Source organism: Mycetohabitans sp. B46 (genome assembly GCF_037389205.1).
Taxonomy (GTDB): Bacteria; Pseudomonadota; Gammaproteobacteria; order Burkholderiales; family Burkholderiaceae; genus Mycetohabitans.
In genome coordinates, this window is record NZ_JADBGL010000005.1 from 83,130 (window position 1) to 106,782 (window position 23,653).

Sequence of the window (23,653 nt, forward strand, 5' to 3'; positions counted from 1 at the left end):
ATTTTTACATAAGGGCGGCTCTCTAAAGGAGCCGCCCCAATATCCCCAAAATTCCACGCCTATTAAATTTAATTATTTTTATTTTTCCAGAATTACCATCAACAAACTTTACTTTATATTGGTGAGCACTTTACGGACCGTTTCAAAAACCTGCCCGATCTGTGCTTCATCTATAATTAAAGAAGGGGCGAACGCAAGAATATTTCCCCCTTGACGAATTAACACGCCAGCTTCGAAACACTTATCGAACGCTTCTTTGGCCCTATTGCCGTCCCCGTTTGGCCTAGGCTCCAGTTCAATAGCAGCGCATAAACCGATATTGCGAATATCTTTTACATAAGGCACATCGCGCAATGCATGTACAGCATCTTCAAAAATAGGCGCAAGTAAAGCAGCGCGTTCAAAAAGCTTCTCATTCTGATATAGGTTTAGCGCTGCAATGGCTGCAGCGGAAGCCGTCGGATGTGCCGAGTATGTATAGCCGTGGAATAATTCGACTTCTTCAGGCTTAGTTCCTTCGACAATGGTGTCATATATTCGTTGATGTGCGGCTACCCCGCCCATCGGGATAGCACCGTTATTAATCGCCTTAGCCATTGTTAGCAAATCCGGCGTAACGCCGAAGAACTCCGAAGCAGTTGCTTTACCAAGACGACCAAAACCGGTAATCACCTCATCGAATATCAACAAAATACCGTGCTTAGCCGTAATTTCCCGCAATCTTTGCAAGTAACCCTGTGGCGGTACCAAAACTGTGCCAGCCGTTGGATCCACGATAACCGCCGCAATAGTCGAGGGGTCGTTCACTGCAATTAGCCTTTCTAGCTCGTCCGCTAAGTGTGCGCCCCATACCGGTTGTCCACGTGAGAAAGCGTTATGCTCGAGATTATGGATAGACGGCATATGATTGATTCGCGGTAGCAATGAACCCGAGAACGCTTTTCGGTTAGCCCCGATTCCACCAACCGACATACCACCGAACCCCGCACCATGATAGCTACCGTCTCGACCAATAAAACAAGTACGTTGGCCTTCGCCGCATGCCCGATGATAAGCAAGCGCAATTTTAAGTGCGGTATCGACTGCCTCAGAACCGGAATTGGTGAAAAAAATCCGGTTAAGGCCTTCCGGCATCAGTTTGGCCACTTTCGACGCTGCCTCGAATGCAAGCGAGTGGCCAAACTGGACAGTTGGCGCATAATCTAGCTTAGCCATCGCTGTACTGACCGCTGAGATAATCTCTTCACGGCAGTGTCCAGCATTAACGCACCACAAGCCAGAGCAGGCATCAAGTATCTGCTGGCCATCGCTCGTCCAATAATACATGCCCTTTGCTGATTCAAACAAGCGCGGCGCCACTTTGAATTGACGGTTAGCTGTAAAAGGCATCCAAAAATGAGACATGTCATCAAGGGCAGCATGAGCGGTCATGAACTATCTCCATCAAAAAATAAATATCGGCAGCTTGGCGTTAAGCACAATCCAATATTAATTATGCTTGCCATTCAACGGTTTGCTTACAGCTTAAAGCGTATGCATCACAACATTTCATTTGTAGCGCATACAACATAAATAGCGCATATAACATAAATATTGCCCCTACTGTTTGCCAGCATATTAATATCATACGCATGCGGAGCTGTATTTGATAACTTCCGCCCCCCTGGTTTCGTTGGCCTCCTCAGCTTTATACAAGCCAGATGAATCCCTTCCGTAAGTCATATTCAAAGGATTGCACATTAACACCTTAATAACCCGGGAACCCAATCCTGGCATGCCAGCATGAGCAAGCTTTAAGTTATCTATAATAATAAAATCACCACGCCTCCAAGGAAAGGAAGAATGATATTTCCGCATAAGCTTCGCAATTAACTGTATGTCTTCTTTTTCAAATACATTGCCGACGCGAAGATTGTCTGTCTCGCGGCTTGGTATGACATTGCTGGAGGAATCGAACACTCGACCCATAAGGCGCCCCCCACAAGTAAGGACAATTATTGGGTGCCTTAAAGCAAAGAGATTTTTTCTAATATAGGGAAAGCTCCAGACCAACCTATGAATGCACCATTTTAAAGAGGCATAGTCGGAAGAAAACTGCTTAATCAACTCCTTAGACAATCCATGCCCATTTAATTCACCGGCAAAGTGGATAATGATAGACTTTTCTTTTGTTGTAGGATGCTCGGCAACGCTTGGTTTATACATGAAAGCGTACTGATCTCCATGGTAGTCAACCATAGCCATATCCATCTTCTTGCAGAAATTTTCTGCAACTTCATATGACAAATCGTATCTTTTGGCAATTTGCCATATACTAAATATGCCGGCCAAGTACCGCTGTTGCTCCAATTTTTCTTTTAGACGTTCCGGAAGTTCATTGTATATTTTACAAATATCAAATAAACCCGTCTCACCACCTAGAAGGGGCGGTTTTTCGCAAAAAAACGAAATAAATCTTGGTACATCTGGCACGTAATAGCTTTCACTGTGAATGCCTCCTACTGGATCCAACGTTCCTCCAGTTTTAAAATTTACATTTGGATGTATCACATGACGTGTGCCCGACACCGTTATTCTTCCAGGCTCGGACATCATGAACTCACTCATGCCTCTCATCCCTTGAATAGAAAGAACTTGCTCTTCAAAGTCAGCAGCTGAGTGTATATCGAACCCACGAAATAAAACCGCACCATGCTTTTCAATATCAGAAACAATCTGACATGAATTTTCCTTCATGAACTTTTTAAGAAAGCTCCGATTGTTTGAGTGCAAAGGCTCTATTACCAAAGGCGTTTGCGGCTCGCTGCTGCAAATGGCCCTTTCGTCATTTCTCAGTGCTCGGGTTGTAACGCCCTTATATTGATTTTCCATTTTCAATAAATTTCCAAGTTGAAAGGTTGGCACTTATTGGCTAGCCGCTACTTTCTCACCACCACATCGCTTTCTAACGTTATTTTAGCTTCTTGTTTCATAAGAAAATCGACGATGGATTCTATATAAGCGTCCTTTAGAAAAGGATATTCAAAATCCAGTTCGCGCAACCTGTTGATCGTATTTTCCACACTTATGGATATAGTGCTTTCACCATTTTCCAGTGGATCTCGCTTTTTATCTGCTATTGCATTGCTATCCATAATAGACAATAGCGACATCAGATTTTCATCTAACGTCTCCTCCGCTTTTTCCCTCAATCTCGCCAGCCATTCACTGAAGTCGACGTTTCTTATTGAACAATTTGCTTTTTTGTTAATTTTACATATAAATTCATTCAACTTTAAAAACTGGTCGCTCATGACGTGTGCAACTTGATAAGCTTTATCTTGGCATGTCGCCAGTTTAACAATAGCCTGCGCAGCGCAGTCCACGGGGGTTTGGAAAAACAGCTTATTAGTATTGAAAGACAGTCCAAGCGTTTTGATTGCGCAAAGGATACGGTAGACGCTATCTTTCGTATTGCAATATCCCGTCTGAGAATCTGCTGTAATCCTTCCAAGTCTGTAAATGCCAGACGAAACGCCTCGCATAGCTGCCGCGCTGGTTAAATGCTCTCCCACCCATTTACTTTGTACGTAGCCGTTAGCAGCGGGCATAGTAGACGTATCGCTTATCTCCGTAAATATTCCTGATTTCGCCCGAGGCATAACGGAGACGGTTGATATGTAATGGAAGCTTTTGCTACGACCTGTCGCTGCAAGGCGGATAAGTGCTTCAGTGGCGAGCACGTTCGCTTGGCGCAACTCATGGTAGGAAAAGAAATGATTGACCGCCGCGCCATTATGCAAAATAGCGTCGACTTTGTCGGAAAGATAGTCTATTTCTTGGTTAGAAAGACCAAAATCATTTTTTGATAAATCACCGCATATAGTGGAAATTCGACTTATATCTAAATCCTGCCTTTTAGTTTCCTTCAATGCGGACACCACTCTTTCCATTGCCTCTTTTTTATCTTTCTCGTTCACCAAGCAAATAATGTTGGCGTTGGTTTGCTTCAATAGTTCTAGTAAAATATACCGCCCAACGAAACCTGTAGCGCCGGTGAGTAACACATTCTCCCAAGCTCCGTGAGTATCATTAGATACAGTCTTTTTGCTAATGTCTTCTGCCAGGAGAGCGTCTGCCCTCATTAACTGCTCTGTTCCGTCAGAATCCGCCGATTGGGAAGTCGCCAATGCATCTGACTCGATACGTTCAGCGAGCTTCGCAACGGTATCGGCTTCGAACAACATCCGAACAGGCACGTTGACATTAAATACTTTTTGTATTTTTAAGGTTAGCTGTACCGCAGATAAAGAATGGCCGCCAAGATCAAAAAAACTGTCATCGATTCCCACATGCGGTAGGTTAAGCACCTTAGCGAATAGGGTAGCTAAGGCTTGTTCATGCAGTGTATCCGGAGCGCGGTAACGTTCAGACGTGAAGCTGGGCATGGGCAACGCTTTACGATCGAGCTTTCCGTTTGGCGTAAGGGGCAGCGCATCTAGTAAAACAATGGCGGCAGGCACCATGTAATCAGGCAGTTGCTGTGCTATTTGTCGGCGCAACATGACAGGATCGATAGCGGTGCCTTCTTCTTTTGGCACAACGTAACTCACCAGTTGCTGGCTACCGGAATGATCGTCGCGTGTAATGACTGCAACTTGTCCCACAGCTGGATTGCGACGCAGCACTGCCTCGATTTCGCGCAGCTCGATGCGAAAACCTCGTATTTTGACCTGGTCATCTACACGTCCGAGAAAGTCTAAGGAGCCATCGGAGCGCCATCTCATGAGATCACCACTGCGATACATTCGGCTGCCAGGAGGGCCGAATGGATCGGCAACGAAACGTTCAGAGGTTAAGCCAGGGCGATCGAGATAGCCTCGTGCCAAGCTTGAGCCTGCAATGTACAACTCCCCCGCTACACCGACAGGCACAGGCTGTAATCCGTTATCCAGCACATACGCTTGTGTATTCGTAATCGGGCGCCCTAATGGGAGGAAAGGCGTTGATTCCAATGAAATTTCACGGGGTAGTTCCCCGACTAACATACCGATAGTTGCTTCTGTGGGGCCATAGTGATTGATGATTCTACTATTTGACCACTTCAGTCTAATACCAGCAGCTAGCCTCCCATCAATACGCTCTCCGCCAAGAAAAAATGTTTTACTTGAGTCGTCGCCTTTGCTAGGCATCGACTTAATAAGTGACGCTAGGTGACTTGGTGTAATTTTAAATACAGCATCATCTTCTAAAGGACTTTCCAAAATAAATTTGGGATCCAGTATGTCTTCGTCGTTTACGATAGTTAGTTTTTTGCCTGTGAAAATGGCACCATAAAGCGAAGTATTACCTAGATCGGCCGAGACATTGGAAATCCATACCATATTGGCATTTTTACTGACCCACGATTTAATGGAGTGGATGTAGTTGACCAAAGAATGATGAGTGACGACGACACCTTTAGGGGTTCCGGTAGAGCCCGATGTGTAGATTACGTAGGCGGGATGGCGGGGATGAAGCGAACATACGCGATCTTGGTCGATGGGTGCAACATTGGAGCAGGTTTCAAGCGCCGCTTGCAACTCGGGATCGTCCAGCTGCAACACTAAAAGATTACTCGCTACAGGTTGATTAGCTTGACCAAGCCGAAGCAATGCCACAGGCTGCGCATCGCTTAATGTGATAAAAAACCGCTCGGCAGAATGATGTGGGTCAAGCGGAAGATATGCCGCACCGGTTTTGAGGACGGCAAGCAGCGCAATTACCATGGAGGGCGAGCGCGGCATCGCGATCGCCACTACATCTTCTGGTCCCACTCCTTTTGCTATCAAAAAATGAGCAAGCCGGTTTGCTTGAATGTCAAGCTCAGCGTAGCTGACAGACCGACCATTAAAAACTAGTGCGATAGCGTCGGGAGCCTTAGCAACCTGTTCTTCAAATAATGCGGGCAGCGTCGTTTCGCGAACTGGACGGATAGTGTCGTTCCATTCGATAAGCAGCTGCCGCTGTTCCGCGTCGTCAAGCAATCGAATGTTACCAATGGACTGGTCAGGATCTTGGACAACAGCTTCAAGTATCCGGACAAATCGCTGTGTCAATTGCTCAACGGTCTTGCGATCAAATAAGTCTGTCGCGTATTGAACGATTGCATTGATCCCATTTTCATTTGACGTTTCGTCAAAGTGGAAAGATATGTCAAGCTTAGTAACCTGTAATTCAACCTTTTCTTCCTGAATATGCAATCCTGCTAAGTTGAACTGCGGCAGCGCGTTGTTAAACATCGTCAAAGAGACTTGAAACAATGGATGATGCGCAGACGAGCGCGCTGGGTTCAGGACTTCCACCAGCCTCTCAAATTGGAGATCTTGACGAGAATAAGCAGCTAGACAGGTCTCCCTGACCTGTTGCAACAAGGCGCGGAAACGGGGATTCCCTGAAGTGTTTGTACGCAACACCAGCGTGTTGACAAAAAAGCCAACCAAATTATTCAGCGCTTCATCGGTTCGCCCGGCAATAGGGCTGCCCACCGCGATATCGTTACCCGATCCCATACGGGTGAGTAAGGTAGCCAGCGCAGCGTGTAGCACCATAAATAGGCTTGCTTGCTGCTCACGGGCCCGTGCCAATAATTGGCGATGTAGATTGGCGTCGATATTAAAAGATAGGCAAGCGCCTTTGTGGCTAGCTACAGGCGGGTGCGGTCTATCGGTTGGCAACATCAAACGATCGGGCAATCCTGCCAACGCCTGCCGCCAATAATCGAGCTGCTGTGCGATGAGGCTATCGGCTTTATCTTCGCAGCTAAATAGGTTCCGCTGCCATAGCGTATAATCCGCGTACTGCACGGGCAGCGGTTCCCAGTTGGCGGCTTCGCCAACAAGACGAGACGCATAAGCCTTGCTGAGATCACAAGCGAATGGCGTCCATGACCAGCCGTCGCCAGCGATGTGGTGCAAGGTTACAAGCAGCACGTGTTCTTGATCATCAAGCCAGAACAGCTCGGCGCGTAGCGGAATCCCTTCGTGCAAATCGAAAGGGCGAGCGGCAGCCTGTTTCAACGCGTCCGGTAAAGTTTGTTCGGTAACCTTGACTCTTTCCAAGACGAAATGGATGTCCTCTTCGGCAAAAATATGCTGAGCAGGTACGCCATCCACCTCGGTGAAACCGGTTCTTAAACTTTCGTGGCGCACAAGCAGATCGCGAAAAGCAGCCTGCAATGCGCCCACGTTTAACTCGCCCGATAAGCGCAAAGCAACGGGAATATTGTAAGCCGCACTAGGCCCATCGAGTTGCTGGATAAACCATAGCCTGCTCTGCGCAAAAGATAGCGGCAATGGCTTAGGCCGTTGTTGCGGGCGCAAAGGTGGACGAACGGCCGTGCTTTGTGTAAGGCGTTGCGCCAAACTTGCAACTGTGAGGTTTTCAAACAACATCCGGATAGTGAACTCAGCATCCAGCGCCGTGCGAATGCGGCCCACCAGACGCATGGCTAGCAAGGAGGTACCACCTAGGTCGAAGAAGTTGTCATCAATGCCCACCTGTTGGACGTCGAGTACTTCAGCGAATAGCTCAGCTAGTTTTTGCTCTTGGGGGGAGCGCGGTGCACGAGAATAGCCCGAGACAACCTCCGGCTCAGGAAGTGCGCGCCGATCAATTTTCCCGCTGGGAGTGAGCGGCAGCGCATCGAGCAATATTACTGCTGCAGGTACCATATACTCCGGCAAGTGATGCGCCACATGCTGACGTAACCCGGCGACATCCGGTTTGTTTTTAGCTTGCGGGTCGGCCACCACATAGCCAATTAATTGCTGCTGGTCTTGTCGCTCGTCACGGGTGACAACAATGGCCTGAGCTATATCGGGATGGCGTTGCAATACGGCTTCGATTTCGCTTAGCTCGACGCGATAGCCGCGGACCTTGACTTGATGGTCACTGCGCCCCATAAATTCTAGATTGCCGTCAGGCAGATAGCGCGCAAAGTCCCCCGTCTTGTACATTCGTGCATTGGGCGTAGCCGAGAACGGATCATTTACGAAGCACTCGGCGGTGAGTTCCGGGCGGTTCAGATAGCCGCGCGCGACGCCTACTCCACCAATGTACAGCTCACCCATCGCGCCTGGTGGCACTAAATGGCCATGTCGGTCAAGCAGGTAAATGCACGTGTTCGCGATCGGTTTGCCAATCGGCACGGTTTCTTCCGCATAATCCGCTGGACAGCACCAGGCTGTTACATCAATCGCGGCTTCAGTCGGACCATAAAGGTTATATAATTGAGTATCAGGCAGCAGCCTCCGACAAAGCTGCACACTCGCACGTGGCAGCGCTTCACCACTGCAGATTAGCCGCTTTACTGACGTACAATAATGAACACCGTCGCTGTGCAAGAAGGAACTCAGCATGGACGGCACGAAATGAACAGTGGTGATACGCTGCCGAATAATGAGATCGGTCAAGGCGGCAGTATCCCGGTGAACATCGGGCGCTGCCATCACTAAAGTTGCACCACTCATTAACGTCCAGAAGAACTCCCAGACAGACACATCAAAATCAAAAGGTGTTTTTTGTAGCACCCGATCAGCGGGCGTCAAATGATAGGCTTGTTGCATCCATACTAAGCGGTTAACCAACGCTTGATGCTCGTTTTGCACACCTTTGGGCGTGCCGCTCGAGCCGGACGTATAGATGACATACATGAGATGGCGTGCCGTGAGCCCCACAACCGACGGATTGGTATCAGCACGCTGCGCTGGCACATTCGGATCAAGCACCGCGCAAGACGCGAGCACGGCCTCACCAAGCGCCGCACGGCCAGCCGTGTCAGCCAGTACGATGACTGGCTCAGTATCAGCCAAAATGTGTGCGAGACGCTCGCTTGGATAGGCCGGATTGAGCGGCACATAGGCGCCACCGGCCTTCAGAATCGCCAGCAGTCCGACGACCATCGCAGGCGAACGCTCAACACAAATCGCAACGCGCACGTCGGGTTTCACGCCCAATTCAATCAACTGATGCGCGAGACGATTAGCCTGTGCGTTCAGCTGCGCATAGCTAAGCGTTTGTGCGTTGTACACCAGCGCGGTCGCATCTGGTGTGCGTGCGACTTGCGCCTCAACCATCTGATGCACGCACACATCGGCGGGATAATCACATTGCGTTGCGTTCCTCTCGACCAGCAGCCAATGTCGCTCGGCGGCATCAAGCAGTTCAATGTCTTTAATCGGCCGGGCAGGATCAGCCGCAAGCATTTCTAAAAATTGAATAAACCGACGTTGATGAGCAGCAAGCTCATCTTTTGTATAGCATAGGGGATTCGCGTTGAAGTCAATCCGTAACTGATGGCTGCCCGGAAGCGTGTATACTGCGACCATCAAATCTTCGACTGGACCATTGAGTAGGTTATGGTTAGTCGATTTGCACCCACCAAAATTCAGGTCATAGTCAAACGGCATCACGTTGACCATGGTACCCAGCAGCCGCTGGTCGGGCGTCAATCCCAGTTTACGTCGCAACGCTTCATTAGGGTAACGCTGATATCGGAACCCGCGCTGGATCTCTTGCGCTGCGTGCTGCATCAACGATGACAAATTCATGTCGGGCTGCATGGCTATCCGAACGGGCAGCACATTGGACATCATGCCCGGAGTATTCCGGTCAGCACCAAAGCGCGCCGTAACCGGAAAGCCCAACACCACGTCCTCCACGCCAGTTAGCCGGTAGCAATACGCGGCCATCGCCGCTGTGATCAGCTGTGCCAACCGATTGGCATCATCCGCATAGCGCTCTATCGAGTGGGTAGAAAAGTAAGTTGTTTGGCGCAGTCGATGCTGCAAAGGAGGAGCAGACCGACTCGCTAGTGTCGCCGGCACCGACCAATCCGCGCAACGCTTAAGCCAATACGCTTCGTCGCGTTTCCATTGTGCGGAGGCACTATATTGAACATCGCTTTCGAACAACTGGTGTACCGACCCAAAAGAACATGGCTCCGACTTAGTACCTTCGTACATCGCGCTATACAGATGGGCGACGCGTTGCGCGATAAGAAAAAAACCAAACCCATCCATCACAATATGATGACAGCGCTGATACCAAAGCACCCGGTCTGGTGCAACTTTTAATAATGCGTAGTTAAACAACGGCCCCTTGAGTATGTCCACCGGCCGCTCATAATCGGCACGCATCCATGCATCGGCGGCCGCTTGAGGATCCGACTCCGCACTCAAATCGACCAATGGAAAGGACCATTCCGGTGAGCCGACATACTGTCGAACACCCTCGCTGCTTTCGACAAATTGCAAACGCAAGCTGTCCGCTTCGTTGACTACCTGCCGCATTGCCGCTTCAAAAACAGCCGGATCGATGGCACCTTCAATAGATGTGTACTGACCAATATTATAGACAGGGCTGTCTGGACGGAGCTGCTGCGCGAGCCAAATCGCTGTTTGCCCTGTGGTTAACGGATGCATAAACGATGTGATGCTATCAGACATAGTTGAGATCCAATCCAGGAAAAAAGATTGCCCGGTTTAAATACGGACATTAACTAAATATTATTAGCATCATTGGCCAAATTTGAGTCTCGAAAACCAAAGACACAGACGTAGCCTATTCGTGCGATGGAACCTATAGAGACATAGCTTCTATAAACAGTGTTGCATTGGCCATCTATCGCCCCAATAAATTTAATGATGCAACGAGAATAAGCCTGCTGATAAGCGACGGGTCATCATCCGGAAAATTCTCTTCGAAAAAGCTTGCATAGCTAGTCACCTGGTACCAATGGAACCACTCAAAATCACCAACGCAAATTACCCATACGTTTCGGCAATGCCAATACTGACGGAATTTGGCTATCCAAATAGCAATCGGCCACTATGAAAAAAATCGTGCCGGCCTTGGCGACATCTAGCATGCATTGATAGGTTGGCAATTAAACCGGGAAGCCGTCAATAAGCGCTAGCTTACATTAAAGCTGCACTCCGGTTCTTGATAGCTTACCGCCGCCCTCTTCAAACGTCTCGTTTATAATATTTTCCTCAAGACGATGTACCAATTTCAATAATCCAAACGGCGCAATCTTATCCTTGGATAGGATTTTTTGCGACGCCCGCATTAATGCGTCCCTAGCGGAGACAGGAGACAACTGAATTGATTCTGGAACCCACCAAAAATTAATGTTACTGTTAAATTCATCAAGATGCTTAAATGTATGGTACCAATAAGCAGGAACAAATAGCAAATCTCCTTTCTTAATTTCTCCTTCATGGCATTCCACGCCATCAAAAAGAGGAAAATTTTTCTTGCTAAAATTTTCCACGTCGATTTTTGAGAAATTATATCTTCCTATATTTGAAAAGTACGTAAAATAATATGGATACAAAGAACTCATTTGAAAGGGGGAATACATTTGAACGTATTTCCTTCCTGTGATTTGTGCATTCAAATTATGAGACCCACCACCATCAAAGTGAAGATGAGAGCGCACACCTTTTGCGCTAAACCACAATCCTGCCGAGTTCATGCTTTGCTCATCAAAATATTTTGGCAAGATAAAATCATCTCGCAAAACCTCAAGCTCCGGCGACCACTCTCCGTTAAAAATCAATAGTTCGTCGCCAGTTAGGTAATAACGAGCCCCTTCGACCGGATCGCTAATCAAATCCAAGTATTCTCCAAAGCTCATGCTTTTTAGAGACATTGATTTTTTTGAAGATTTGGGGCGAATGCGGTTTAAAAAATGCCTCCATCTTGATATTGGCCTTTGTTTTTTATAATAGGAACCAATATTAGGATGAATATGAGTGGCGGAATGTTTGCATTTTACTTGCAAACCTCCCAAAGCGTGGCGAAGATAAGCAGGCGTCCACTTAGTCAATGCCCCCCAATCTTCAATCGCATTTTCCAATATAAATGGCCGGTAAAGCTTGACAAGCTCATCGAAATCATCGATCGATATGTTTCTCACCCTATTGATTTGCATTTGATTATTCATATTCAATGTAGGTTGTGCATTTACCTTGATTTTTATGACCAATTCCTTGATCTAAGGATTGCATTGGTCACAACTTATAAAAAAGCAAAGCCCATTCTCAGATCATCAGTCTAAGACCAGGCCTTATTTTGGTACACCAACTTCTGTATCTTCTTGCATCAACCTATCGATGCGTCGGCTTGCCGTACCGATTGAGAGATTGGCCCATGCCCATCACCCTGTTAACCGTCCAGGGCAAAAACGTCCAGCCGACAACAAGAGATTGCATACAGTTGAATACCATCGGTATTCATTTGAGAAGCGAGAGCCGCGTTACACAAGCGCGACACTTTTTTGTTGATGCTGAGGGACTTCGTCATTACTTGTTAACTCCAGACATTGTTTTATAAACAGGAGCCAGCCAGCTACGATCCAGCCACTTCTATGACAAATCACCTTACCGCTCAAGCCACATTTTCTTATGCTGCCCGGTTGACGCTAGCAAGCTTGCCACAAGTTGAGTATCACTTTAAGACAGTAAGCGGATCACATCAAACATTTAACCTTTGCTTAATCAGACAAATTCTGCATCGGAGGTAGACGACCCGCCCAATTCAAGGCATGGAATTTGCGCTCTATCTCAAGGCATGGAATTTGCGCTATCTATGCTTCATACCTTCATACCTATTGCCTACAAGACTATTCACTATCGATTTTCAATGTCAAGACGCTTACATTGCTTGCGAGGTTGGTCTTCGCTGGCTATGATCTACCGGCAAGGGCCGCTTGTCTCTCATGCCAAAAGCAGATGCAATGCTAGCGGCGCATGGACAGTGCCCGAGCCACATCTGGATGAAAAAACTGACATTTTATTTGCAATTTTTTCAAAAACAGAAACCCTTTTGGGTTAGACAACTATGCGAAAACTCTTTTGCTTTCCATTTGCTGGTGCAGGGGCGTCCGTTTTCCGGCCATGGATTGAGCCGCTTTCGGACAGCATTGAAGTCGTATCGGTCCAATTGCCAGGCCGAGAGCAATTGCTTGCGGCACCGCCGTTTACCAATGTCCATCAAGCCATTTCTAAGATAAGCACCCAGTTGGCGCCCGCCGTTGCCGAAGCGCAGGAAATCGTCATTTTTGGGCACAGCCTTGGAGCGATTCTCGCCTACGAATTTGCGAGAACGATACACGCGGACAAATCCTGCCTGCTAGTGGTCAGCGGCTCTCCTGCCCCGAGCCGCCAGCGCGAGCAACGTGCGACGGGTTTGGATGATGAACAATTCATCGAGCGCGTGCGGGAGCTTGCAGGCTATAGTCACCCAGCGCTTGAAGACCCAGACATGCGTGAACTGCTTCTGCCGACACTGCGTGCAGATGTGGAAATGCATGAAGGATATAAGCCGATTAACGCCACAGCGCTCGAGATGCCGATCGTGGGTGTACGCGGCAATCGCGACGAGCTTGTGAGTCGCGAGGACGTTGTGGCGTGGGGCGACGCGACGCAATCCGTTTTCGAGTATGTCGAAGTAGATGGTGGCCACATGTATCTAACAGAGACGCCTGAGAGGCTATTCGATCTGTTTAGACAGGCCGGTAACCGAATGCCTTTGGGAAACCGCTATGCAGCTTAACGGGAAGGTTGCTGTCATTACGGGTGCGGCGCGTGGCATCGGGCGAGCCTGCGCGCAGCAGTTCGCGCGCGAAGGTGCCCAGCTCATTTTGCTGGACATCGCTAACGACATCGATGGCGTGCCCTATCCGCTAGGCTCACAGAGCCAGCTCGCTTGCACCGAAGCGTTGTGCCGTGCAGAAGGCGCACCCGCATGGGCTTTATCGGTTGACGTACGCGACTCACATGCTATCCAGGAAGCCATCGAGTTTGCCATCAAACGTTGCGGCCCCATCGACGTTCTCTTGAACAACGCGGGTATCGCCGCCCCTTCCGGTAAGGCTGTGCATGAAATCGACGAAAGCGAATGGCAGCTGATGATCGATATCGACCTTTCAGGCGCATGGCGAATGATTCGCGCGGTTGGCCAGTCGATGTTGGAACGCCGCTCAGGGAGCATCATCAACGTATCGTCGACGGCCGGGCTTGTCGGCTATCGCCACTTTGCGGGTTATGTGGCGGCTAAGCACGGCGTAATCGGCTTGACGCGTGCGGCCGCGCTCGATTTCGCGCCATTCAAAGTGCGGGTCAACGCAATCTGTCCAGGCTCGGTTCGTGACGACGCAGACGTCGAAGGGCGAATGCTCTCCGAGATTGCGCGATCGCTGTCGGTGTCGGTAGACGAGCACGAAGCGACTTTTGTCCAAGCCCAGCCTATGAACGCGTTGATCGAACCCGAAGATATCGCATCCGCAGCGGTTTGGCTTGCGTCGGACGGAGCGCGTCAGGTTACGGGTTCAATCGTCACCGTCGATGGTGGTTTCTCGGCTCGTTGATCATCTAACCTTCTAATGCTATGTTACTTCACGTCACGCCCAACGTCTCGCTTCAAGCCGAGCCACATTGCGACGAAGCGACTGACAATCACGACTACCTGCCCCTTCTTATCACGGGCCGGCCGGCTAGTGCGCTCTGTCATGGAATACACATTCGAGTCGGCAACCGCAGCGATGCGGGCCAGCTAATCGCACGGTTTGACGAATGTATCGCCTGTGCGGGGCTCGCCTCCGATCAGGCCGCGCTATGGCACGAGGCGCTGCCGATCTCGTCACGCTCTGCGGCAGCAGCCCGCAGAATCGCGTTCGAATTGATCCGGCCGATTGATGCAAGCAGCGGCGCGCTGCGCGCAGTAGTACTCGCATTTGCAGACAATGTTGCTGAATTGATTCTGATTGGCAGTCGTCGCTTTATTGATAGCCCCGCACTGTGCACAATCGCAAAATGGCTGACGGGAGCAAACTTGCCGGATACGCCTGCGCCGTTTGTCCGGAGCTATCCTGCCGCCGACGAGGTGTCTGATAATCATCGCTCGGCAAGCCTCCCCGAATGGGGACTGGGTGGTCAGTCGGCTCGGCCAGGCTACGGCTCGACCATAGGACAAGCGTGGGACTTAGCTGTGAGCCCGCGGTGCTTGATCGAAGCAATCAGCGTCGTGCTGACGCGATTCGATGGCCAAACCCAAGCTGAGTTTGGCATGATCGGTCACCCGGACAGGAGGGGCAAGTATGGGTTGCCCGCGGCATGCGTCGTGCGCGTCAGTGTCAAGGATACGACAAGCGTTGCGGAGCTGGCCGCCGAAGTCAATCGCTGTCTGTCGTTTGGTCCCGAAGCGAAAATCTCACGCGATGCAAACGTCGCCCCAGTCGGAATCGTCTGGAACGACAAACGCGAAGCCTATGACGAGGCAATCCAAGTACGATCCTACTTGACGCCACCGTTTGATCTGACTCTCGAACCATGTGTGCAAGATGGGCACATTGTCAGGATCGCGTACGGCTTCAATCAAAGCTGTTTCTCACTAGAGATGGTCCATGCATTCGATCGGGCGGTCGCCATCGTTTGCGCCGAGCTTACCCGAGAACAAGGCGGCGGGAGAAGCAAGGCTCTCTCAACCATTGGTCTACTCGGTGCAGCCAGCGCATCGCAGATTGCAGCGATCGGCACCTGCGGCGCGCTGCCGGCCGACTTCACGCCATTTCGAATCGAGCAGCGGATCGCGTCCTTTGCTGTCAGCCAGCCCAATGCAAAAGCGCTATCCTTTGAGGATCGAAGCCTAACTTACCTCGAGCTTGAAGAGCTGGCAAATCGAATAGCAGGCGTCTTGAGGATGCTGGGTGTTCGTGAAGGCGATCGTGTTGGTGTTTGCCTTGCCCGTTCGCTGGAACTCGTACCGGTGATGCTTGCGGTTCTTAAAGCGGGCGCCGCTTATGTGCCGATCGACCCGGATTATCCGGCGGATCGGATCGCCTATACGCTCGAGGACGCATGTCCGTCACTCGTCGTTTCAGCCAAGGCCGCGGCAGTGGCACAGCACATTCGGACAATCGACGTCGCCTCTTTGCTTGAGCGCGCAGCGGCGTTCGACGGCGCTGTGCTACCACCGGCGGCAGAGCCGAGTGTTGCCGCCTACGTCATCTATACGTCGGGCTCGACCGGGCGCCCGAAAGGCGTGGTCGTCCCACACCGAAACGTCGCCTCACTGGTCGCCGCAACAGCGCACGACTTCGAACTGTCGAGCCAAGACACCTGGACAATGTTTCATTCGAGCGCATTCGATTTTTCCGTCTGGGAAGTCTGGGGTTGTCTTACAACAGGCGGCCATCTAGTAGTCGTGCCCTATTGGGTCACCCGTTCGCCTGACGAATTCGTGCAGTTGCTCGCGCGTGAACACGTGACGGTGTTGAACCAAACACCCTCGGCGTTTTCTCAACTGATTGCGTCCGGAAGCTGCGCCTGCGAGAAGCTCGCAGTCAGATTGGTGGTATTCGGCGGTGAACCGCTGGATACGCGCATGCTGCTACGTTGGTTCGATCGCTATCCCGAGACGGCCTGTCGTCTCGTCAACATGTTCGGCATCACGGAAACCACTGTCCACGTCACTGCCGAAACCTTAACGCGCGCCCATGCGCTGACAAATTCGCGCACAGTCGGCCGCGCACTTCCGGGTTGGAATGTCTACGTGATGGATGCTTACGGACACATGCTGCCGCCGGGCGTGCCGGGAGAAATCTATGTCGGCGGTGCCGGCGTCGCGGATCAATATCTGAACCGCGAAGACCTGAACGCACAGCGTTTTCTGAAAGATCCGTTTGTCGGTGGCCGCATGTATCGTAGCGGCGATCGCGGACGTTTGGGAATCGACGGCCGCCTCGAACACCTAGGCCGTCTTGACAATCAGGTGAAGATTCGTGGGTTTCGTATTGAGCTTGACGAAATCCGCGCCGTCCTGCTCGAATACCCGTACGTCAGCGCTGCGGCTGTTGTTGTGAATCGCGCAAGCGGGGACGACGCCGCATCCGCCCGGCTCGATGCGTATGTTGTAATCGATCAGGACAGGATGGCTGACGTGCGTTGCCATGCGATGCGTTTGCTTCCGGCGCATATGGTACCGTCGACTTTTACGGCGCTTGAAGCTTTGCCATTAACGGCCAATGGAAAGCTTGATGTGTCCAGGTTGCCCGCGCCAACACTCAGTTCTTCGACGGACAAGGCCTCTCGCCAGCCGGCCCTCGAAGTCTCGCAGGATCCTGCCAGCGACACGCTATTGGAGAAATTGCGGTGTATTTGGAGCGATGCGTTTGGCGTGGAGGTGGGCCATGACGACAACTTCTTTGAGTTGGGTGGCAATTCGCTTTTCGCGGTGCGTATTGCAAGAGTGATGCGCGAGCAAGGCCTGCCGCCATTGCCACCGCGTGAACTCTATCTGCGCCAAACGCTACGCAGTGTTGTCGATTACTTGAATGATGTTTACGAACCTGCGTGAAGGAAGGCCTGTCCTACCGCTATATAGCATGGCATGCATAGCGGTACAGGCGCCGCCGCATGACGGCCACGCCCCTTCAAGGCGGCATTGCGATCAACCGCCAGGTCATCCAGCGCCTAATGGCTGAACTGAGACTTAAAGGGCTGCGTTCAAACGAAGAAAACCCGAGCGTACAAAGGTTCCAGTACGCTCAACTTTGTTGAACGGCAGTTCAACGTGCGACATCTCGGCCTTTCTATAAAACTTCGCAGCCCCCTTTATTTAACATGGTAGGGCGGGGGCAAGGATAGGTTGTTCGGAAGCACACGGCCAAAATTGCACTCGGACTGGACTGACAGTCTCTCGGCTAGGCCAGTTTCTTGCGCTCAGGTTGTCAACTCGATCGATTCGCGTCCCTGCAAGAGAAGGGGCAATACAACACCCTGCTCAAGGAGCCAAGCCATGGCTATGCCGCCTAGTGCTGTTCGCTCGACTCGACAGTTCCTTCGCCAAGCATTGCTTTTCCGTTTTCGCCGGTTCGATGTCTCTGCGTGTTGGCAACGGCTAATGAAGCAGCATATTGGCATTATCCCCGTGCCAGCGTATGGGCTCACCCTCGCATGCTTAAGCGCACTTATTGCGCTTGAGAAGCTACCGAGTGAATTGCCCGTGCTCATCGCCACGCTTGCCGTTGTCGGGTTCACCTGCTTTGAAATCGGCGCCCGAATGCCCGTGCTGCGTCACATGGGTGGTCCGGTGATCGTGACACTATTATTACCCTCTTGTTTGACCCATCATCAATGGCTGCCAACAAACTTGATCGTTTCAATCCGCGAGCTGTGGGCGGCAACGAATATCCTCTATCTATTCTGCATCCTCGTGATCGCGGGCTGCCTACTGGGCATGGATCGACAAGTATTGATCAAAGGCATTGTGCGATTTTGCGTCCCCGTTGTGGCCGGTTCAGTGACTGCTGCATTGGCTGGCACCGCAACGGGCGTTGCATTCGGTTTGAGCGCGCACGATACATTCTTTTTCATTGTTGTACCTATTATGGCCGGCGGAATCGGCGAAGGTGCGATTCCTCTTACCATCGGCTATGCCGCCTTATTACAGCAGCCACAAAGCCAATTGTTTGCGCAAGTGGTGCCGGCGATTGTACTAGGTAATTTAGGTGCCATCGCTAGTGCTGCGATACTGCATCGAGTCAGCCGAAATTGGCCCCAAGACACTCAGGCTTGGCTAGCGACGGCGAACAACACTACACTGTTATACCATAAGTCTGTTCCCGTTGAGCACATTGCAGCAGCCGCAACGATTGCCATTAGCTTGTATTTTGCTGGCCTGGTTATCCAACATTTTACAAGTTTGCCCGCACCGATCGGCATGCTAGGGTTCGCCGTTTTGATTAAGCTAATCGGTGCAGTGCCATCTCACCTTGAACATGGCGCGCACTGGAATTACCGTTTCTTCGCCTGCGCGGTATCCTATCCATTGCTATGTGGCGTGGGCATCACATTGATGCCATGGGATGCAGTCATCGCCGCTCTGAGTCCAGTGCACCTTGTCACAGCCCTTGTCACGGTGCTTGTCCTGATGACAACCGGCTTCCTCATCGGACGTTGGACGGGGCTGCCGGCAATTGAAAGCGCGTTGATCAACGCATGTCATAGTGGCATGGGTAGTGTCGGGGACCTGGCGATTCTCACCGCAGCCAACCGTCTACCATTGATGCCGTTTGCACAACTTGCCACTCGGATCGGTGGAGCGCTTACGGTGATGGTCGCGCTGTTATTGTTGGGCCAATGTGTTTAATGCAAAAATGAACCTGTTCTGCTGGCGCCAGCGGCATTAAATAAGTGACCACAAAAAATATTATACACTTTATAAAAGATCAATTATAATCAATAATAAATTGATCTATATTTAATAAGCGTGACGTCTTCTTCACTTGTTGCTGAGCTTGCCAATGGACTGCGATCTGAATGCCGCTTTGAACAACTATCAGGCCTATATCTGCCCGTTAGAGGATCGCCCGACACTCGCTGCGTCGGCGTCCCCACCGCTGCAGCCACCCAGCGCCGCGTGGGCCAACCCATCGGCCAAGCGGCCCACCACCTACCAGGACCTGCCGAGCGAAGTCATCGCGCGCATTGGTGACTACGTGCCCGTCCAAGACGTGATGTCGTTTGCCACCGTCGATCGGCGCACCTATTCTGCGATGCAGACCAGGCGCCTCGTTCACAGCTATTGGCAACGAGCACAACAAACGGTGCACTTTGGGTCGATCCACCGCCTGCTCGATGAGATGGACGACACGCTCACCGATCCAGCGCAGTACGCTGAACCCCTGAATGCGCTGTGCCAACGTTTGAAAACGCTGAGGGCCGGGCGCGTCAACGTGTTCAAGCGTTTATTCGCAGCCGCGCAGCGTATCCCGCAAGACGGCGTGCAGATACAAAAAGCGCTGTTGCTCATGCACCGAGCTTTCACCTATGAGCGTGAATGGATGGAACTGTTTAACTTTGCCTACGCGCTGGCCGAACAGCGCGAGCCCGGGCAAGACAATGTGTGGCCGGAACTGGCGCTTGGGCTGTCGAATTTCTCACCCGATACTCCTGAAACCCCTCACTTTGTTCAGTGGTATGACGCGATTCTGGCACGGCTGCCGTCGTTGAGCGTAGCCGAGCAAGCGCAAATCATTCCCACATTGACCCGTTTACTCCATAAATTCCGCCAGGACGACCCGCGCATCCCTGAGCTCTATACGCTCTTACACGACTACGCGTCACGCCTGCCCCCCTCTCATCAAGGCGCATCGGTCGGCGCGTTGTCAAACAGCCTTTGGGTATTGTCGGAAGCGGAACAACCCGCGCGGTATGTGCAGATGCGTGATTGGGCGCTGTCGCTGTCCGACGACCAGTGGGGAATCTCACTGCAGTATTTGCCTGCAGGGCTTTTGGGGTTATCGCCTAAGCAGCAGACGCAGGAACTTGCGTTACTCGAGCGCTATTTGGCGCGCGTGCCTGCAGCGCAGCGCACGCAGGCGGCAATCGGGATAATCTCCTGTCTTCAATTTATGAGCGACTCGCTGTCAAAGCGGGTGTGGCAACAGGGACTGCGTCTACTGAACGGTGTGGATGAAATTACTTTATGGAAAGTACTAAGCGAACTTCGGAAAGAATATGTGCTATATAGCCTGAACAATCGCCAATGGAAAGTGGCAAAGAGCGAAATCATGCGCTTTATGAAAGCCAACCAGTTTTCCAAACCCGCCCAGGCGCGCATCCAAGACAATGAGCCCTGGCTGAGAAGTTGGCCAGATTAACAGCCATGACCTGTCTGCCGATTTTCGGTTGTGCTCCTCAGTCACCGGATCATTCGCAAGCTCGGACCGCACGAACCGAATAAACCCGATGGAAAATCTGAACCGGCAGACTGCCGGCTAGGCCGCTTTCTATCAAGACACTGGCTTTGCGGCCACCATGTTCAAAAATGTTGCAAAGCAGCGTACCGCAGCAACAGGACATCGACATGTTGCTGCATCGGCCTGCAATGGCGTCGAGGTTGAATTCCTCTGCGCCAACGCTGTCGTAGTCGATCTGTGCTTTTTCGAATCACTGTCATGCCCGCTTCTTTCCACCCGCCACTTTGCCAGTCCGCCCGTCAGCTTGCCTGGCTTGCAGCCGTATTCACAGTGATGGTGGTCGCTTTGTCTGTCGCAGTGCGAGTCAGCGCGGCGCCCACTCCTAGCGCCGCTGCGTCACCGTCATCTGGCAAGCCGGCCACGCCAGCGAGCAGCGCCGTGGTCGCGCTCACGCCAGAGCAGGCGCGTGCCGCTCTACAAGTGTTGAACGATCCTCAGCACCGCGCGCAGTTTGAGGACACGCTGCGGGCGATCGCCGCGGCGGGTACGCTGGCAAGCCCAGCCGCGCCTCCCTCTGCCGTCGCTGCGAGTATGCCGTCGGCCGCCAGCGTTCCGGCTGGGTCGTTGGCCAAGGCGCTCGACGCGGATGGACTGGTAACACAGTTATCGCGGCACATTGCGCAATCCGCTTCCACTTTCGGGCAGCGCGTGCGCCTGTCAAGTTCGGCATTGCTCGACTTTCCGTCGGTACGTCAATGGTGGGCGTGGCATTTATCCAGCTCACAAGGCAGGCATGCGTTGCTAGGACTGTTGGAACTGCTACTTGCCGCGCTGGTGCCGTCACTCATGCTCGAATGGCTGGTGCGACGGGCAGTACGGCACTCACACAGCGCGCTGGCGCCCCATCACGCCACACCGCATGAGCCGCCTGCCCCATCGCCCCAAATTGACACCCAGCCCGGCGACGCAGGCGCGCCGCGAGCGTCCGCGTCGCACGCGGCACATCATTGGAATCGCCTGCAAGTGCTACCCTGCGCGCTGGTCCACTTATCGCTTGGGGCGGTGCCGTTGGCTGCGTTTGCGCTGTGTGCGTCTATGCTGCTGTCCGTGTGGGGCGGTTCCAACGCGCAGGCGGCAAGCTCGGTGGGCGTGGTCGTTGACGCGTACGTGATTGGCCGGGCGGTGTTGCTCGCCTGTGCATTCTTCTTTGCGCCCAACGCGCCCCACCTGCGGCTACTTCCTTTGCGGGATCGCTGGGCGTCGTTTGCGCAAGGCTGGATGACTCGGATGGTAGTCGTCGCAGGAGCCGGCGGAGCATTGGCGGGCGCTGCTGGCCGGCTCGGCATGACGCAGGAAGCGCATTTGGCACTGATCAAGCTAGTCGCGCTGGCGGTACACATCATGGCGGCGATTGCGATCCTGCAATGCCGGGTGCCAGTGGCGCGAACGATCCGTGGCTATTTCACGAAACGGCCAGCGCTCGCGTACCTGGGCCACTGGCTGGCGGACATCTGGGCAAGCTCAACGGTATTCGTGATCCTCGCGCTGTGGCTGGTCTGGGCGCTCGACGTGCACAACGGCTACGAGATGGTATTGCACCTGGGCGGGCTGTCATTCGCGGTGCTGCTCGCCGCACGCGTCGTTGCCATTGTTGTATTCGGCGCGCTCGGACGCGTGTTTGGACAAGACGTAGACGACAGCACTTCCAGCGTCGGACGTCGGCGTGTGTACCGCTATTATCCGCTGTTGCGCAAAGTCTTGTCCGTAGTGATCGGCGTGGCAACTGTGTTGGTGCTGCTGTCGATATGGGGGCTGCACGTCGGCACGTTTCTTGTCTACAATCCGATCGGCAACCGACTTGGCTCGGCGCTGGTGACGATCTCGATCGCGGCGCTAATCGCAGTGTTAGTCTGGGAGATCGCGAACGTGGGAGTCGAGCGTCGGCTCGAGCGGTGGACGGCGGCCGGCGACGTGATCCGGGCGGCGCGGCTGCGCACGCTGCTGCCGATGCTGCGTACCACGCTGTTCATCGCGATCCTGATGATCGTTGGGCTCACTGCGCTGAGCCAAATTGGCGTCAACACGGGCCCCCTGCTGGCCGGCGCGAGCATCTTTGGCGTCGCGCTTGGATTCGGCTCGCAAAAGCTGGTGCAAGACTTCATCACCGGCATTTTTCTATTGATGGAAAACGCGATGCAGGTCGGCGACTGGGTGACAGTCGCGGGCGTATCGGGCTCTGTCGAATATTTGTCGATTCGCACTGTCCGTTTGCGCGGCGGCGATGGCTCGCTGTACACGGTGCCATTCAGCTCTGTCACGACGGTCAACAACACCAATCGCGGCATCGGCAACGCCGCAGTGAAGGTGGTGATCGCAGCAGGGGCAGACGTCCAGTATGCGATCCAGACGCTGGTCGAGATCGGCGCCGAGTTGCGCAGCGATGACCAGTTCAAGGATGGCATCTTGTCCGACTTCAGCTTCTGGGGCATCGACCAAATCGATGGCGCGAGCATTACGCTGGTCGGTCAGATCGCGTGCCGCGATACCCGTCGCTGGCCGGTTCAGCGTGAATTCAACCGGCGCATTTTGGATCGCTTCACGCAACGGGGCATCGAGTTGGCCAATCCACAGCGCAACTTTGTGATCGATGCGCGCTCAACGGCCAAGCAGCCGAGCGGGCCGGACGCAAGCACATCCCCGAACCGGTAGCATTCCGCTCGAAAGGGAGGACTAAACCCTAGAAGCGAGTCCTGGCGCGCCGATCAATTGCCCAGCCTCGCCCGCTGCGCGCTGGACACGGGTCATGGTCAGTCAAGGCCGGCTGCACCGCTGGCGGACACGAGAATGACCTTCGCGTCCCGCCGTATAGAAGCGCTCTCCCAAACCGTCCGTGTCACGCGTGCAAAATGCACGCACGCCGTGCACGCG

General features: G+C 52.5%; 10 protein-coding genes. 6 read left to right on the forward strand and 4 right to left on the reverse strand.

Annotated features, from left to right (window positions below):
• Positions 1 to 108: 108 nt before the first annotated feature.
• The 4 genes from IHE30_RS07155 to IHE30_RS07170 all read right to left on the reverse strand — a co-directional run bounded on the left by IHE30_RS07155 (position 109) and on the right by IHE30_RS07170 (position 11,968).
• Entirely contained in the window at positions 109 to 1,431 is a 1,323-nt protein-coding gene (locus IHE30_RS07155; RefSeq protein WP_337689690.1) for an aspartate aminotransferase family protein, read from the reverse strand.
• Positions 1,432 to 1,623: 192 nt separating this feature from the next.
• On the reverse strand, positions 1,624 to 2,871 hold the full coding sequence (locus tag IHE30_RS07160) for a TauD/TfdA family dioxygenase (RefSeq protein WP_337689691.1): 1,248 nt from the start codon (positions 2,869 to 2,871) through the stop codon (positions 1,624 to 1,626).
• Positions 2,872 to 2,918: 47 nt separating this feature from the next.
• Positions 2,919 to 10,466, reverse strand: coding sequence for a non-ribosomal peptide synthetase (locus IHE30_RS07165; protein ID WP_337689692.1), 7,548 nt, complete (start codon positions 10,464 to 10,466; stop codon positions 2,919 to 2,921).
• A gap of 476 nt (positions 10,467 to 10,942) precedes the next feature.
• Positions 10,943 to 11,968, reverse strand: coding sequence for a cupin-like domain-containing protein (locus IHE30_RS07170; RefSeq protein ID WP_337689693.1), 1,026 nt, complete (start codon positions 11,966 to 11,968; stop codon positions 10,943 to 10,945).
• 896 nt (positions 11,969 to 12,864) lie between these two features.
• On the opposite strand from IHE30_RS07170, the gene IHE30_RS07175 reads away from it, so the two are divergent.
• The 6 genes from IHE30_RS07175 to IHE30_RS07200 all read left to right on the forward strand — a co-directional run bounded on the left by IHE30_RS07175 (position 12,865) and on the right by IHE30_RS07200 (position 23,434).
• Complete coding sequence (locus tag IHE30_RS07175) at positions 12,865 to 13,578, forward strand: thioesterase II family protein (protein WP_337689694.1); 714 nt, start codon at positions 12,865 to 12,867, stop codon at positions 13,576 to 13,578.
• Positions 13,568 to 14,392, forward strand: a complete 825-nt coding sequence (locus IHE30_RS07180) for an SDR family oxidoreductase (RefSeq protein WP_337689695.1) — start codon at positions 13,568 to 13,570, stop codon at positions 14,390 to 14,392. The genes IHE30_RS07175 and IHE30_RS07180 overlap by 11 nt, the downstream gene beginning before the upstream one ends.
• 929 nt (positions 14,393 to 15,321) lie before the next feature.
• Positions 15,322 to 17,379 carry an amino acid adenylation domain-containing protein gene (locus IHE30_RS07185; RefSeq protein ID WP_337689696.1) on the forward strand — a complete coding sequence of 686 codons (2,058 nt, stop codon included), beginning with the start codon at positions 15,322 to 15,324 and terminating at the stop codon, positions 17,377 to 17,379.
• 546 nt (positions 17,380 to 17,925) lie between these two features.
• Positions 17,926 to 19,173, forward strand: a complete 1,248-nt coding sequence (locus IHE30_RS07190; RefSeq protein ID WP_337689697.1) for a 2-hydroxycarboxylate transporter family protein — start codon at positions 17,926 to 17,928, stop codon at positions 19,171 to 19,173.
• Between the two features lie 139 nt (positions 19,174 to 19,312).
• Positions 19,313 to 20,686 carry a hypothetical protein gene (locus IHE30_RS07195; RefSeq protein WP_337689810.1) on the forward strand — a complete coding sequence of 458 codons (1,374 nt, stop codon included), beginning with the start codon at positions 19,313 to 19,315 and terminating at the stop codon, positions 20,684 to 20,686.
• Between the two features lie 297 nt (positions 20,687 to 20,983).
• Positions 20,984 to 23,434 carry a mechanosensitive ion channel family protein gene (locus IHE30_RS07200; protein WP_337689698.1) on the forward strand — a complete coding sequence of 817 codons (2,451 nt, stop codon included), beginning with the start codon at positions 20,984 to 20,986 and terminating at the stop codon, positions 23,432 to 23,434.
• Positions 23,435 to 23,653: the final 219 nt, after the last annotated feature.